The 14,341-nt window shown below is 67.0% G+C and carries 12 protein-coding genes; 9 read left to right on the forward strand and 3 right to left on the reverse strand.

What is annotated here, in order from left to right; all coding sequences use genetic code 11:
- Positions 1-4: 4 nt before the first annotated feature.
- The 3 genes from C9F12_RS08905 to C9F12_RS08915 form a co-directional block, all read right to left on the reverse strand.
- Positions 5-1,000 (reverse strand): peptidase U32 family protein, encoded by a 996-nt coding sequence (locus C9F12_RS08905; protein WP_108448635.1) that lies wholly within the window; start codon positions 998-1,000, stop codon positions 5-7.
- 370 nt (positions 1,001-1,370) lie between these two features.
- Positions 1,371-2,867 (reverse strand): CoA-acylating methylmalonate-semialdehyde dehydrogenase, encoded by a 1,497-nt coding sequence (locus C9F12_RS08910; RefSeq protein WP_108448636.1) that lies wholly within the window; start codon positions 2,865-2,867, stop codon positions 1,371-1,373.
- Positions 2,868-3,008: 141 nt separating this feature from the next.
- Complete coding sequence (locus C9F12_RS08915) at positions 3,009-4,289, reverse strand: aminotransferase class III-fold pyridoxal phosphate-dependent enzyme (protein WP_240184220.1); 1,281 nt, start codon at positions 4,287-4,289, stop codon at positions 3,009-3,011.
- A 278-nt stretch (positions 4,290-4,567) separates the two neighbouring features.
- Here C9F12_RS08915 and C9F12_RS08920 point away from each other — a divergent pair, with 278 nt between their 5' ends.
- The 9 genes from C9F12_RS08920 (at position 4,568) to C9F12_RS08960 (ending at position 14,340) form a co-directional block, all read left to right on the forward strand.
- Complete coding sequence (locus tag C9F12_RS08920) at positions 4,568-5,347, forward strand: FCD domain-containing protein (protein WP_231498582.1); 780 nt, start codon at positions 4,568-4,570, stop codon at positions 5,345-5,347.
- A gap of 108 nt (positions 5,348-5,455) precedes the next feature.
- The gene (locus C9F12_RS08925) at positions 5,456-6,649 is read left to right on the forward strand and encodes an ABC transporter substrate-binding protein (protein WP_108132111.1); all 1,194 of its coding nucleotides are present in this window, start codon (positions 5,456-5,458) and stop codon (positions 6,647-6,649) included.
- A 59-nt stretch (positions 6,650-6,708) separates the two neighbouring features.
- Positions 6,709-7,569, forward strand: coding sequence for a branched-chain amino acid ABC transporter permease (locus tag C9F12_RS08930; RefSeq protein ID WP_108132112.1), 861 nt, complete (start codon positions 6,709-6,711; stop codon positions 7,567-7,569).
- Between the two features lies 1 nt (position 7,570).
- Positions 7,571-8,605 carry a branched-chain amino acid ABC transporter permease gene (locus C9F12_RS08935; RefSeq protein WP_240184216.1) on the forward strand — a complete coding sequence of 345 codons (1,035 nt, stop codon included), beginning with the start codon at positions 7,571-7,573 and terminating at the stop codon, positions 8,603-8,605.
- Entirely contained in the window at positions 8,598-9,350 is a 753-nt protein-coding gene (locus C9F12_RS08940) for an ABC transporter ATP-binding protein (protein ID WP_108132113.1), read from the forward strand. The genes C9F12_RS08935 and C9F12_RS08940 overlap by 8 nt, the downstream gene beginning before the upstream one ends.
- Complete coding sequence (locus C9F12_RS08945; RefSeq protein ID WP_108132114.1) at positions 9,350-10,045, forward strand: ABC transporter ATP-binding protein; 696 nt, start codon at positions 9,350-9,352, stop codon at positions 10,043-10,045. Before C9F12_RS08940 ends, C9F12_RS08945 begins: the two co-directional genes overlap by 1 nt.
- Positions 10,046-10,072: 27 nt before the next feature.
- A complete protein-coding gene (locus tag C9F12_RS08950) occupies positions 10,073-11,365 on the forward strand; it encodes a Zn-dependent hydrolase (protein ID WP_108448638.1) in 1,293 nt (430 codons plus the stop codon).
- Complete coding sequence (locus C9F12_RS08955; RefSeq protein ID WP_108448639.1) at positions 11,362-12,801, forward strand: amidase; 1,440 nt, start codon at positions 11,362-11,364, stop codon at positions 12,799-12,801. Before C9F12_RS08950 ends, C9F12_RS08955 begins: the two co-directional genes overlap by 4 nt.
- A 567-nt stretch (positions 12,802-13,368) precedes the next feature.
- Positions 13,369-14,340, forward strand: a complete 972-nt coding sequence (locus C9F12_RS08960; RefSeq protein WP_205254653.1) for a tripartite tricarboxylate transporter substrate binding protein — start codon at positions 13,369-13,371, stop codon at positions 14,338-14,340.
- Position 14,341: the final 1 nt, after the last annotated feature.

The raw sequence follows: 14,341 nt of genomic DNA on the forward strand, positions 1-14,341 counted from the left end.
CCTGTCATTTCCAGTCGCGCTCGTAGGCGCCGAGGGTGTGGGTGGAGCCTTCGGCCAGCGGCGCCAGGGCGGCGCTCCAGTCGGCCTGGGGGCGATAGTCGTCGCCGGCCCGGTCCAGATGGTCCAGTGCCTGGCGCCACACTCGGGTGACGCTGGCCACATAGGCCGGACTGCGCTGGCGACCCTCGATCTTGATCGCCTTGATGCCCAGTGACGCCAGCTGGGGCAGCAGATCCAGGGTGTTGAGGCTGGTCGGCGCCTCGATGGCGTGGCCGATATCGCCCTCGACGTTGAAGCGTCCCTTGCACAGGGTCGGGTAGCCGGCCTGTTCGTCGGCGCGGTAGCGATCGATCAACACGCCGTTCAGGCGCGATTCGCGTCCGCTGGCGGTCTCCTCCCAGCGCACGTGGGCCGCCGGCGAGCACACGCCGTGGGTGTTGGGCGACTCGCCGGTCAGGTAGGACGACAGATAGCAGCGGCCCTCGGCCATGATGCACAGGCTGCCGAAGGCGAACACCTCGAGCTCCACCGGGCTGTGGCGGGCCAGGTCGCGCACCTGGTGGATCGACAGCACCCTGGGCAGCACCGCACGGCGGATGCCGAACTCGCGGTGGTAGAAGGCCAGCGCCTCGTGGCTGGTGGCGGAGCCTTGCACCGACAGGTGGCGGGGGATGTCCGGGTGGCGTTCGGCGGCGTAGGCCAGGAGGCCCGGGTCGGCCAGGATCAGGGCGTCGACCTGAAGCGAAGCCGCCTGGTCCACCGCCGCGCGCCACTGAGCCAGGCTCGACTGCTGCGGGTAGGTATTGATCGCGCAGAACACCCGGCAGCCCCGGGCGTGGGCGTAGTCGATACCCTCGCGGGCGCGCTTGTCGGTGAAGTTCAGCCCGGCGAACTGGCGGGCGTTGGTGGCATTCTGAAAGCCGAAGTAGACCGCGTTGGCGCCCTCGTCCACGGCGCGCTTCAAAGCGGGCAGGCTACCCGCGGGACAGACCAGTTCCATGTCGATCTCCGAGCGAAGAGAGGCGCCATGCTAGCCCCGCCCGGACACCGCCGGCTTGATGCGTATCAGTGTCCGCCAATGAAGTGGGGGATGGAGCGAAGGGATGACGCGCCGCACCGGGGCCGGGTGTGGACAACCTGGCGATGGTGGGAATCCGACTTGCGGGTCAGGCGTGCAGATAAAGGTGGCGATGAGCTTGTGAGTCGTTCTGTGGATAACCCTGTGTGGCACCTTGTGAAAAGTGGTGGGCAGGCGGTGCAGGGGCTGTGGACTGCGGTGTAAAAGTCGCCTGTCAGTGGTGGATCAGCGGCTCGCTCGCTGTCGTAAACGAAAACGGGCCCCGCAGGGCCCGTGGTCTTCTTGCCTGTGCCTATTGACCGCCGGAGGGAAAGTGGAACTCCGCCTGGGTGGTCTCGAAGGGCGAGGGCCAGCGCTGTGACACCGCCTTGCGGCGGGTGTAGAAGCGCACCGCGTCAGGGCCGTAGGCGTGCAGGTCGCCGAACAGCGAACGCTTCCAGCCGCCGAAGCTGTGGCTGGCCACCGGCACTGGCAGCGGCACGTTGATTCCCACCATGCCGACCTCGATGGCGTCGGTGAAGCGACGCGCCGCCTCGCCGTCGCGGGTGAACAGGCAGGTGCCGTTGCCGTACTCGTGGGCGTTGGTCAGGGCGATGGCCTCATCGAGGCTGTCGACACGCACCACGCACAGCACCGGACCGAAGATCTCCTCGCGGTAGATGGTCATCTCCGGGGTGACCCGGTCGAACAGGCAGCCGCCGACGAAGAAGCCGTTCTCGTGGCCCGGGACCACCAGGTCGCGGCCGTCGGCCACCAGGGTGGCCCCTTCCTGCACGCCCTTCTCGATATAGCCGAGCACCTTGTCGCGATGCTGGGCGGTGACCAGGGCGCCCATGTCCAGGCCCTTGTCGGTGCCGGGGCCGATCTTCAACGCGGCGATCTTGGGGTCCATGGCCTCGATCAGGCGGTCGGCGGTGTCATCGCCGACGCACACCGCCACCGAGATCGCCATGCAGCGCTCGCCGGCGCTGCCGTAGGCGGCCCCCATCAGGGTGTTGGCGGCGTTGTCGATATCGGCGTCGGCCAGCACCACGGCGTGGTTCTTGGCGCCACCGAGGGCCTGCACCCGCTTGCCGCTCTCGGCGCCACGTCGGTAGATGGTCTCGGCGATGGGGGTCGAGCCGACGAAGGACACGGCCTTGACCTCGGGGGCATCGAGCAGCGCCTCGACGGTCTCGCGGCCGCCCTGGACCACGTTCATGATGCCCTGGGGCAGGCCGGCTTCCTCGAGCAGGCGGGCGACCGCCAGGGCGGCGGACGGGTCCTTCTCGGAGGGCTTGAGCACGAAGGCGTTGCCGCAGGCGATGGCCATCGGGTACATCCACAGCGGCACCATCGCCGGGAAGTTGAACGGGGTGATGCCGGCCACCACGCCCAGCGGCTGGAAGTTGGAGAAGGCGTCGATGGACGGCCCCACATTGTGGGAGTACTCGCCCTTGAGCAGCTCCGGCACGCCACAGGCGTACTCGACGTTCTCGATGCCGCGCTTGAGCTCGCCCATGGCGTCCTCGAGAGTCTTGCCGTGCTCCTCGCTGATCAGCTGCACCAGGCGATCGGCGTCACGCTCCAGCAGCGCCTTGAAGCGGTACATCACCTGGGCGCGTTTGGCCGGCGGGGTGTCGCGCCAGGCCGGGAAGGCCGCCTGGGCGGCGTCGATGGCGGCCTTGACGGTGTCGGCATTGCCGTCGGCGACCTGGCGAATGGTCTCGCCGGTGGCCGGGTTGGTGACCGGCAGATGGCGGCTGGCCTCGAGATCCTGACCATTGATCCAGTGATTGACGTTGTCCATCGAGGGTCCTCAAATGTCGAAAGGGCGGACGGGCATGGCCCGTCCGCGCTGTGGATAATGCTGTGAATAGCGGGTGCAAAGGTTGTCCACAGGCTGTCGGTTTCAGGTGGATAAGCCGGGCGTCGGCACCGGCGAGCGGCCTCAGTCGAGCCGGTCGAGGGTCTCGGCGACGGCGTCGAACAGTCGCTCAAGTTCAGCTTCGGTGGTGGCGAAGGGAGGGCCGAACTGCAGGGTATCGCCGCCGAAGCGCACATAGAAGCCGGCCTCCCACAGCGCCAGGTGGGCGTCGCGTGGGCGGATGGCCGGGTCGCCGTCGCGCGGGGCCAGCTGGATCGCCCCGGCCAGGCCGAAGTTGCGGATATCGACCACATGGGGGCGGCCTTTCAAGGCGTGCAGGCGATCCTCGAAGGCTGGGGCGATGGCCCTGACCTGGGCCGGGAAGTCCTCGCGCTCGAGCAGGTCCAGCGCGGCCAGGGCGGCGGCGCAGGCCACCGGATGGCCGCTGTAGGTGTAGCCGTGGGGGAATTCGATGGCGTGCCCCGGGCCACCGGCGTGCATGAAGGTGTCATGGATCTCGCCAGAGGCGATCACCGCCCCCATCGGCACGCAGCCGTTGGTGATCTGCTTGGCCACCGTCATCAGGTCCGGGGTGACGCCGAAGGCCTCGGCGCCGGTGCGCGCGCCGCTGCGGCCGAAGGCGGTGATCACCTCATCGAAGATCAACAGGATGTCGTGGGCCGAGCAGATCTCGCGCAGCCGCTCAAGGTAGCCTTTGGGCGGCACGATGACCCCGGCGGAGCCGGACATCGGCTCGACGATCACCGCGGCGATGTTGGAGGCGTCGTGCAGCGCGATCTGTTCGAGCAGCGCATCGGCAAGCTCGGCCCCGGTCTCGGCCTGGCCCCGGGTGAAGGCCTGGTTCGGCTGCAGGGTGTGGGGCAGGTGGCTCGAGTCCAGCAACTGGCCGAAGTGCTTGCGGTTGCCGCCGATGCCGCCAAGGCTGGTGCCGCCGATGTTGACCCCGTGGTAGCCCTTGGCGCGGCCGATCATGCGGGTCTTTTCCGGACGGCCCTTGAGCCGCCAGTAGGCCTTGGCCATCTTCAGCGCGGTATCGGCGGACTCCGAACCTGAGTCGGTAAAGAACACATGGTCGAGCCCCGCCGGGGTCAGGCTTGCGACCTTCTCGGCCAGCTTGAAGGCCAGCGGATGGGACACCTGAAAGCTCGGCGCGAAGTCGAGGCTGCCGAGCTGGCGGGCCACCGCCTCGCGGATCTCTTCACGGTTGTGGCCGGCGCCGCTGGTCCACAGACCCGACAGCGAATCGAATACCCGGCGGCCGCGGTCGTCGATGAAGTAGCGGCCCTCGGCGCCCTGAATCATCCGCGGATGCTGGTGGAAGTCCTGGTGGGCGGTGAACGGCATCCAGTAGTGATGGTTGAGCCCGGCCCCCGCAGCGCGCTCGGCGTGGGCGTCGGGACGGGTATCGAGGGTGTCGAAGGTCAGCATGGCGAGTCTCCAGTCAGGGGCCGCAGGGCGGGCATGGACTCAGCATGGACAGGGCTTCAGGTTTGTAAAATCACTCTTTGTTGTCGTTCACGTGAGTAAAGATAAACGTTTAGTGACGGTGATTTCTTTTCTTGACCAATTCACGCAACGGGTCTAATCCTTATATTTATTCGAATAAATGACCGAGGCGATCCGTGCCGACTTCCTTTCCCCAGCGCCGACAGAAGCTCGCGGACCTGATCTGCGAGGACATCAAGCAGAAGATCGTGATGGAGAACCTGTCGCCGGGTGACCGCCTGCCCAACGAGAAGGCCCTGATGGAGCGCTATGAATGCGCCAAGGGCACCATTCGCGAGGCGCTGCGGGTGCTCGAGGTGGAAGGCCTGGTCGCGCTCAAGACCGGCCCCGGTGGCGGCGCCATCATCCGCGAGGTGACCGTCGATCCGGCCTGCCGCGCGCTGCGCAATTTTCTGCACTTCCAGCACGTGGACGGTAGCCAGGTCTATCAGCTGCGGCGGATGGTGGAGGTCGAGGTGGCGGTCTCGGCCATGGACCGGCTCGATGCGGCGGGGCTGACCCGGCTGCGGGACAACATCGATCAGTGCCAGCGGCCCCATGAGGACGAACTCAGCCAGCGCCAGCACCGCATGCTGGAACTCGAGTTTCACAACATCCTGGCCGAGTACTGCCCCAATCCGCTGCTGCGCTTCATGAGCACCTTCCTCAACGACCTGCTGCGCGACCTGGTCGTCATCAAGAAGGCCTACAAGCCAGAGCGCCACGCCTTCGACGAATCGAACATCCGCTATCACATCGCCCTGCTGGAGGCCTTCGAGGCCAGCGACCGCGAGGCGGTGCGCCGCCTGATGTACGAGCACATGTGTGACGCCGAGCACCATATGTCGGCACTGGAGGGCGAGATGGCCAAGCAGTTCCTGGTCTCACCTGACGCCCTCGGCGAGGCGGGCGGCTAGCCTCCTGGCCCCCGACCTGCGGCAAACCAACCAACAATGACAACAACTGCCACCCCACGCCAGCGACCCCTCATCCACTCCGATGATGTCGAAAAAAGAGGAACAACAATGACTGTGCGCAAGACCTCCCTGATGCTTTCCGCCCTGGCCCTTGGCCTGGCGACCCAGCCGCTGCTGGCCCAGGATCAACAGCCGCTCACCTTCTATGGGGTGAAGTCCCTCTCCGGTGCCTTCGCCAGCTACGGCAAGTACGCCGAGATGGGCTCCCGGCTGGCGGTGGAAGAGGCCCGAGAAACCCTCGGCCGCGATATCGAGTACGTCAGCCTGGACACCGAGGGCAACGCCGGCCGCGCTATCCGCAAGGTGCAGGAAGCGATCAACCAGGACGGCGGGCGACTGTTCAACGGTGCCACCCTGTCATCCACGGCGCTGGCGGTGGGCAAGGAAGTCGCCGGCGTCGAGGGCGTGTTCATGACCCCCGCCGGCGCCGACGAGCTGACCGGCAGCGAGTGCAACGCCTCCACCTTCCGCTGGTCGGTGCCGACCTACGGGGCCATCCGCGAGACCCTGGTGCCGCTGATCGAGGCGCTACCCGAGGCCAAGCGCTTCTACACCATCACCCCCGAGTACGTGTTCGGCGAGGCGCTGCTGGACAACGCCAAGGCGGTGTTCGAGGAGTACGGCGTCGAGCACGTCGGCAACAGCTATCACTCGCTGCAGGAGCAGGAGTTTTCCGGCTACCTGACCAACGCCATGTCGGCGGCGCCGGACGTGCTGGTGCTGTTGAACTTCGGCTCCCAGTCCTCCAACGCCCTGCGCCAGGCGCGCAACTTCGGCCTCAACGAGCAGATGGACATCCTGATGGTGTGGTCGGCGGGCCTCGACCAGTTCGAGGAACTCGGCGCTGCCAACGTCGACGGCATCTACTTCGGCGCCCAGTACTGGCACGAGGTTGACACCCCCTTCAACCAGCAGCTGGTGGCCTCGGTACGCGAGGCCTACGACATCACTCCGACCTATCCCCTGGCTGCCGACTACACCATGACCCGCGTGATGCTTGAAGTGGCCGACGCCAGCGGGGCCAGCGAAGGTCCGACGCTGATCGAGGCGCTGGAAGGCTACACCTACCAGGGCCCCACCGGTGAGGAGACCATCCGCGCCTCCGACCATCAGGTGATCAAGGACTACTACCTGCTCAAGGGCAAGGCCGAGGGCGAAATGGAAGACCCCGACGACTACGCCGACGTTATCAGCGCCGGGCGCTCCTTCGTCACCCCTGAGGACTCGCCCTGCCAGCTGTAAGGCTGTCAGCTTGCCAATCTGCCGGGGACGGCGTCCCCGGCACGACAGGAGTCGGGACCATGCTTAACGTCTATCTGTTCCAGATCCTCAACGGTCTGGGGCTCGGGATGATCTATTTCCTGATTTCGGTGGGATTGACGCTGATCTTCGGACTGTTGAACTTCGTCAACTTCGCCCACGGGGCCTTCTTTCTGGTGGGCTCCTACCTCTGCTACACCCTGGTCAGCCTTACCGGCAACTTCTGGCTGGCGCTGATCGCAGGCCCCTTGCTGGTGGCGCTGCTGGCCTGGGCGCTGGAGCGCAGCCTGATCCAGCGCATCTACCACCTGCCGCATACCTTCCAGATTCTGGTCACCCTGGGCATCGCGCTGATCATCCAGGAGCTGTCGATCATGATCTGGGGCCCGGTGGGCAAGAGCATCCCCACCCCGGAGGCACTGCAGGGCGTGGTACGCATCGGCAACTTCGCCTACCCCTACTACCGGCTGTTTCTGATCGGCTTCAGCGCCCTGGTGGCGGTGGTGCTGTGGCTGCTGCTCGAACGCACCCGCTTCGGCGCGCTGGTGCGCGCCGGCAGCGAGTCCACCGAGATGGTATCGCTGCTGGGTTCCAACATCTTTCGCCTGTTCTCCATCACCTTTGCCCTCGGGGTGGGCCTGGCGGGGCTTGCCGGGGTGCTGTCGGCGCCGCTGCGCGGGGCGCACCCCTTCATCGGGCCGGAGGTCCTGGGCCTGGCCTTCGTGGTGGTGGTGATCGGTGGCATGGGGTCCTTCACCGGCGCCCTGGTGGCGGGGCTGATCGTCGGCGTAGTGCAGAGCCTGATGACCTCGCTGTGGCCCCAGGGCGCCAGCCTGATGATCTACGCCGCCATGGCGGTGGTGATCCTGCTGCGTCCCCACGGACTGTTCGGGAGAGCATGAGATGATGACCAAGACACTCGATACCGCCGCTGCCAACCCAGGCCGGCGCCGCTTCAAGGGGCGTCTCGGCGCCGGCACCACCCTGGCGATGCTGGCGGTGATGGTGCTGCTGCCGCTGGTGCTGCCCTCCGCTACCCTGGCCACCGAGATCCTGATCTTCGCCATGGCCGCACTGGCCTGCAATCTGCTGCTGGGCTTCACCGGACTCTTGTCCTTCGGCCAGGCGATCTTCTTCGGCGCCGGTGCCTACATCAGCGCCCTGGCGATGATCCATCTCGACGCGGGACTGATCGGTGCGCTGCTGATCGCCGTGGTGTCAGGCTGTGTGCTGGCACTCGGCGTGGGCATGCTGTGCATCCGGCGCAAGGGCATCTACTTCGTGATGCTGACCCTGGCGCTGACCCAGATGGCCTACTTCCTGGCCTACACCCTGAGCGACTGGACCGGTGGCGACAATGGCCTGCTCGACGTGCCGCGCCCGCCGCTGGCGGTGGGCGAGACGACCTTGATCAGCTTCGCCTCGCCGCTGGCCTTCTATGCCCTGGTGGCCACCCTGTTCGCACTGATCTACGTGGTGGCCCGGCGCATCACCGACTCGCCGTTCGGCAGCACCCTGCTGGCGATCCGCGAAAACGAGCAGCGCGCCTCGGCGCTGGGCTACGACACCCGCCTGTTCAAGATCATGGTGTTCGTGCTGTCCGGCGGCATCACCGCCCTGGCCGGGGCGCTCTACGGCATGCTGCTGAACTTTGTGCCGCTGTCGAATATCGAGCTGTTGATGTCCGAGCAGATCCTGATCATGACCATCATCGGCGGGACCGGCTCGCTGTTCGGTTCGCTGCTGGGCGCCGGCGCCATCGTGCTGCTGGGCGACCTGCTGTCGTCGATCTGGCCGCGCTGGATGCTGCTGCTGGGCGTGGCGCTGATCGCGGTGGTGATCTTCATGCGCGGCGGTCTGTGGGGCGGGCTGTCGAGCCTGCTGGAGCGACGCCGTGGCAACCACGCCGAACCGCACAAGGAGGCCAGCCATGACTGACGTACTGCTGGAAACCCGCGACCTGGCCCTGGCCTACGGTGCCTTTCGGGCGGTGGACGGAGTCAGCCTGCGCATCGCCCGCGGCAGCATTCATACCGTGATCGGACCCAACGGCGCCGGCAAGACCAGCTTGTTCCATTGCCTCACCGGTGAGCGTCGGCCCACCGCCGGGCGCATCCTGCTCGATGGCCGCGAGATCACCAGGGAGCCGCCCCACGGCCGGGTCGGCCTGGGCATGTCTCGCTCCTTCCAGGTCACCAGCCTGTTCCAGGAGCTCAGCGTCCACGAAAATCTGCGCCTGGCCGCCCAGGGCATCGACGGCTGGCGTGCGCTCAACTTCTGGCAACGCCTGAACAAGCGCCGCGAGCACCTGGCTCGGGCCGACGAGATCCTCGAGCGCATCGGTCTTGCCGAGCGCGCCGGGGTGGCGGCAGGGGAGCTGTCCCACGGCCAGCAGCGCATCCTCGAGGTGGGCATGGCGATCTGCCCGCGGCCCAAGCTGCTGCTGCTGGACGAGCCCACCTCGGGCATGGGCATCGACGATATCCCCAGCATGACCTCGCTGATTGGCGAGCTGGGCAAGGACCACAGCATCCTGCTGATCGAGCACAACATGAGCATCGTGATGTCGATCAGCGACACCATCACCGTGATGAACCGCGGGCAGGTGCTGGTCGAGGGCGACCCCGAGACCGTGCGCAGTGATGCCCGCGTGCGTGACGCCTATCTGGGGGAGGCCGCCTGATGCTCGAGATCAAGGATATCCACAGCTACTACGGCAAGAGCCATGTGCTCGAAGGCGTCTCTTTGACGGTGGGCGAGGGCGAGCTGGTGACCCTGCTGGGGCGTAACGGTGCCGGCAAGACCACCACCCTGAAGAGCATCATGGGGCTGGTCGACACCCCCGCCGGCAGCATCGAACTCAACGGTCAGTCACTGCTTGGCCAGCCGCCATTTCGCATCGCCCGCCAGGGCGTGGCGCTGGTGCCGGAGCACCGCGGCATCTTCAGCATCCTCAGCGTGGAGGAAAACCTGCAGATCGCGGTACGCGCCGGCAGTCGCTGGCAGATGGCCGACATCTATCGCTGGTTTCCGCGCCTCGAGGAGCGCCGCCGCAACCGCGGCAACGCCCTGTCCGGGGGCGAGCAGCAGATGCTGGCGATCGCCCGGGCGCTGCTCAACGACCCGCGGATCCTGCTGCTCGACGAGCCCACCGAGGGCCTGGCCCCGGTCATCGTCGACGAGATCGTCAAGATCCTGAAGGCGATCCGCGAGGAGGGCCTGTCGGTGCTGCTGGTCGAGCAGAACCTGCGGGTCTGCGAGGCGGTGGCCGACCGCCACTACATCCTCGAGCAGGGCCAGATCGTCTACACCGGCAGCGCCGACGACTTCCGCGACGATCCCGGCGTGCGTGATCGCTACCTGGCCCTGAGCGCCTGAGACCACTCTTTTGCAAGGACGATACCCATGACCGTTTCCGTGACCCCATCCGAGGCTGCCGACGCCGTGCTCAAGAGCGACGGCGAGCGCCTGTGGCAATCCTTGATGACCCTGGCCGAGCTGGGCGCGACCCCCAAGGGTGGCGTCAATCGCCAGGCGCTGACCGAACTCGACCGTCAGGCCCGTGACCTGTTCATCGACTGGTGCCGGGCCGAGGGTTGCCAGATCCGCATCGACGCCATCGGCAACATCTTCGCCCGACGGGCGGGCAGCGAGCCCGGCATGCCGGCGGTGATGACCGGCAGTCATATCGACACTCAGCCCACCGGCGGCAAGTACGACGGTTGCTTCGGCGTGCTGGCCGGGCTCGAGGTCATCCGCACCCTCAACCAGCACGCCATCACCACCCGGGCTCCGGTCGAAGTGGTGGCCTGGACCAACGAGGAAGGCTGCCGTTTTCCGCCCTGCATGATGGGCTCCGGGGTGTTCACCGGCGAGCTTGGCCTCGATGAGATGCTGGCCCGCTGCGACGACGAAGGGGTCAGTGTCGGTGAGGCGCTGGACGCCATCGGCTATCGCGGCAGCGACCGTGTGGACCTCGACGAGGTGAAGGCCTACTTCGAGGCCCATATCGAGCAGGGGCCGCTGCTCGAGGATACCGCCACCACCCTGGGCGTGGTGATCGGCGCGCTGGGGCAGAAGTGGTTCGATGTCACCCTGACCGGCGTCGAGGCCCACGCAGGCCCCACTCCCATGCACCTGCGCAAGGACGCCCTGGTCGGCGCCGCCGAGATCACCCTGGCGGTCAACCGCATGGCCAACGAGGCGGCGCCCCACGGGCGCGGCACCGTCGGCGTGCTGACGCCCCACCCGGGCTCGCGCAATGTGATTCCCGGCCAGGTGCGGATGACCGTCGACCTGCGGCATCTGGAATCGGACGCCCTCGAGGACATGGCCGCCCGGCTCGCCGAGGTGGTGGCCGAGGTCAGCCAGCGTCACGGTCTGCGGGCGGAACTCACGCCCACCGCGGACTTCCCGCCGGAGGCCTTCGACGAGACCTGCGTCAAGGCGGTGCGTGCCGGCGCCGAGGCCCATGGCCTGTCGCACATGGACATCGTCAGTGGTGCCGGTCACGACGCCATCTTCCTTGGCCGGGTGGCGCCCACCGCCATGATCTTCGTGCCCTGTGAAGGCGGCATCAGTCACAACGAGATCGAGTACGCCACGCCGGAGGACCTGCACGCCGGCTGCAACGTGCTGCTCCACGCGGTGCTGGACAGCGCCGGCGTCGCCGCTCGGGCAGAGGGAGGGCAGCGATGAGTCAGGCAACGCTCTCCCCTGGGCGCCAGGCCAGCGACGAGCCGGCCCTGGCCGAGCTGGGCGCCTGCCAGGCGCTCGAGGCCTTTCGCAAGCGACGATTGACCCCGAGCCAGGTGATCGAGGACTGCCTTGCGCGGATCGCGCGGGACAACCCAAGGGTCAACGCCTTCGCCCATGTCGCCGGCGACGAGGCGCTGCGTGCCGCCGAGGCCTCCACCCGGCGCTGGCGCGAGGGCACGCCATGCGGCCCGCTGGATGGCATCCCGGTCACCATCAAGGATTTGACGCTGACCCGTGGCATGCCGACCCGCATGGGCTCGCGCACCAGCGACCCGGACGCCGCGATGGAGGTGGACGCCCCGGTCAGCGGCTTTCTGCGCCAGGCCGGAGCGATCATCGTCGGCAAGACCCTGTCGCCGGAGTTTGGCTGGAAGGGGGTGACCGACAATCCGCTCCACGGCATCGCCCGCAATCCCTGGAATCCTGCGCTGACCCCGGGGGGCTCCTCCGGGGGCGCCGGGGCGGCGGCGGCGCTCAACCTCGGCATGCTGCACCAGGGCAGCGACGCCGGCGGTTCCATCCGCATCCCCTGCAGCTTCACCGGCACCTTCGGCATCAAGCCGACCTTCGGCTGGGTGCCCCAGTGGCCGGCCAGCGCCATGAGCACCCTGTCGCATCTGGGACCGATGACCCGCAGTGTCGAGGACAGCGCCCTGATGATGAGCCTGCTGGCGCAGCCGGACGCTCGCGATGGCTACCTTGCCGGCCCCTGTCCCATCGACTGGCGCGCGCCGCCGCCGCAGGACCTGCGTGGCTGGCGCGTCGCGCTGAGCCTGGATCTGGGCTACGTCCAGGTGGCGCCGGATATCCGCGCCCGGGTGGAGCAGGCCGCCAGTGAACTCGAGGCGCTGGGAGCAGAGGTCGAGCGCCTCGACCCGGGCTTCACGGATCCCATCGACACCTTCAATACGCTGTGGTTCTCCGGCGCCTCCCAGGCCCTTTCGAGGCTGTCGCCACAGCAGCAGGCGCTGCTGGATCCCGGCTTTCTCGAGATCGCCCGTCGCGGCGCCGATATTCCCCTGGCCGAGTATCTTGACGCCCGCCGCCGGCGCGCCGAGCTGACCGCTTGCATGGCCGACTTTCATCGGCGCTTCGATCTGCTGGTGACCCCGACGATGCCGATCTCGCCCTTCAAGGCCGGGCATAATGTACCGCCGGGCGGCCCCTACCGGGAATGGATGGACTGGACCCCCTTCACCTATCCGTTCAACCTGACCCAGCAGCCGGCGGCGTCGCTGCCCTGTGGGCTGGACGACCAGGGGCTGCCGGTGGGGCTGCATCTGGTGGGGCCAAAATTCCGCGATGACAGGGTCATGCAGGCGGCCGCGCTGCTGCAGTCGCGCCTGCCTCGGCTGAGCCCGCCGGGGCTGGGCTAAGGCGCTGAGTCCTTCGGGGAGGATAGAGCAGACGATGCGGCGAGGGTGATAGAGAGTCGACCGCAAACGACAGCGGGGCCGATCGGCCCCGCTGTCGTTTTTCATGGCGCCCGATCAATGCCGCCTTCTTATGGCGCCCAGTTGATGAAGCGCCTTCTTGTGGCGCCCAGTTGATGAAGCGCCTTCTTGTGGCGCCCAGTTGATGAAGCGCCTTCTTGTGGCGCCCAGTTGATGAAGCGCCTTCTTATGGCGCCCGGGGCTGCGCCTTCTTATGGCGCCCGGTGCCGCGCCTGCTTATGGCGCCCGATTCCGCGCCGACAGACGGATATCCCTCACTAAAGTCGCATTTCGCAGTCGTCATGCTCTGGCTATCTTGGGTACACGAATACTTTGTATGATGTAATACCTTAAGTGCAAAAGCCGAAGTAGTCGTCATAAGAGCAGCAACCACAAGAGCAGCAACCACAAGAGCAGCAGTCCCCACAGGAACGGCCACACCGCCTTGCGTCGGCCGTCCCCGCAAGCCAACAACAAGCACTGCCCTGACGGTGGCAAGGAGTGGAAGAGATGCGCAAGTCGATGAGCATGACCCTGGGTGGCCTGGCGCTGGTCGTCAGTGCCTCGGTCGCGGCGGACTATCCGGAGCGCGACGTTCGCATGATCGTGCCCTGGGGCGCCGGCGGCGGTACCGACGGTATCGTGCGCAAGATCTCCAACCTGGCCGAGGAGCCGCTGGGGGGTACCGTCTACGTCGAGAACATCGAAGGCGGCATGAGCGCCAACGGCCTGGTGCAGGCGCTGGGCGCGCGCCCCGATGGCTACACCCTGATCGCGCTGACCTACGACAGCGTCGTCACTATCCCGTGGCAGGGGATGCTGGCCGGCTACGATATCGACAAGCTGGATCTGATCGCGCGGATCACCAGCGAGCCGGACGCCGTCGTGGTGCCGGAGGATTCGCGCTTCGATAGCCTCGAGGCATTGATCGAGGCGGCCAAGGCCGCGCCCGGGGAGATCCGCGCCGGTATCCAGAACATGGGCTCGCGGACCCACCTGACGCTGCTGCAGTTGCAGGATCAGGCCGAGGTGGAGTTCAAGATCGTCTCCTATCCCGGTGGCGCGGCGCCCCAGAAGGAGGCCCTGCTCAACGGCGAGGTGGACCTGGCGCTGACCAGCCTCGGTGATTTCGAATCGTTGATCTCGGCGGGTGACGCCCGGGGCCTGGTGGAGTTCACCGACGTCCAGAGCGAGAGCTTCCCCGATGTGCCCCCGGCAACCGAGCTGGGCTACGACATCCAGGCGGGCAGTTTCGTGATCCTGGCGGCGCCTGCCAATACGCCGGACGACGCCGTGACGGCCCTCGAGGCGGCCTATCAGCAGGCCTACGACAGCGAGGAATTCCAGAACTGGCTGGTCGACGTCGGTGTCACCCCCAACTGGCTGGGCACCGATGAGGTCGGGGATTGGGCCGAACAGACCCAGGGTGAGCTGTTCGCGCGCATGGACGAGCTGAAGGAAGCCGGCCTGATCGGCCAGTAAG

The sequence above is a fragment of the Halomonas sp. BN3-1 genome (assembly GCF_003056325.1).
Classification (GTDB): domain Bacteria; phylum Pseudomonadota; class Gammaproteobacteria; order Pseudomonadales; family Halomonadaceae; genus Halomonas; species Halomonas litopenaei.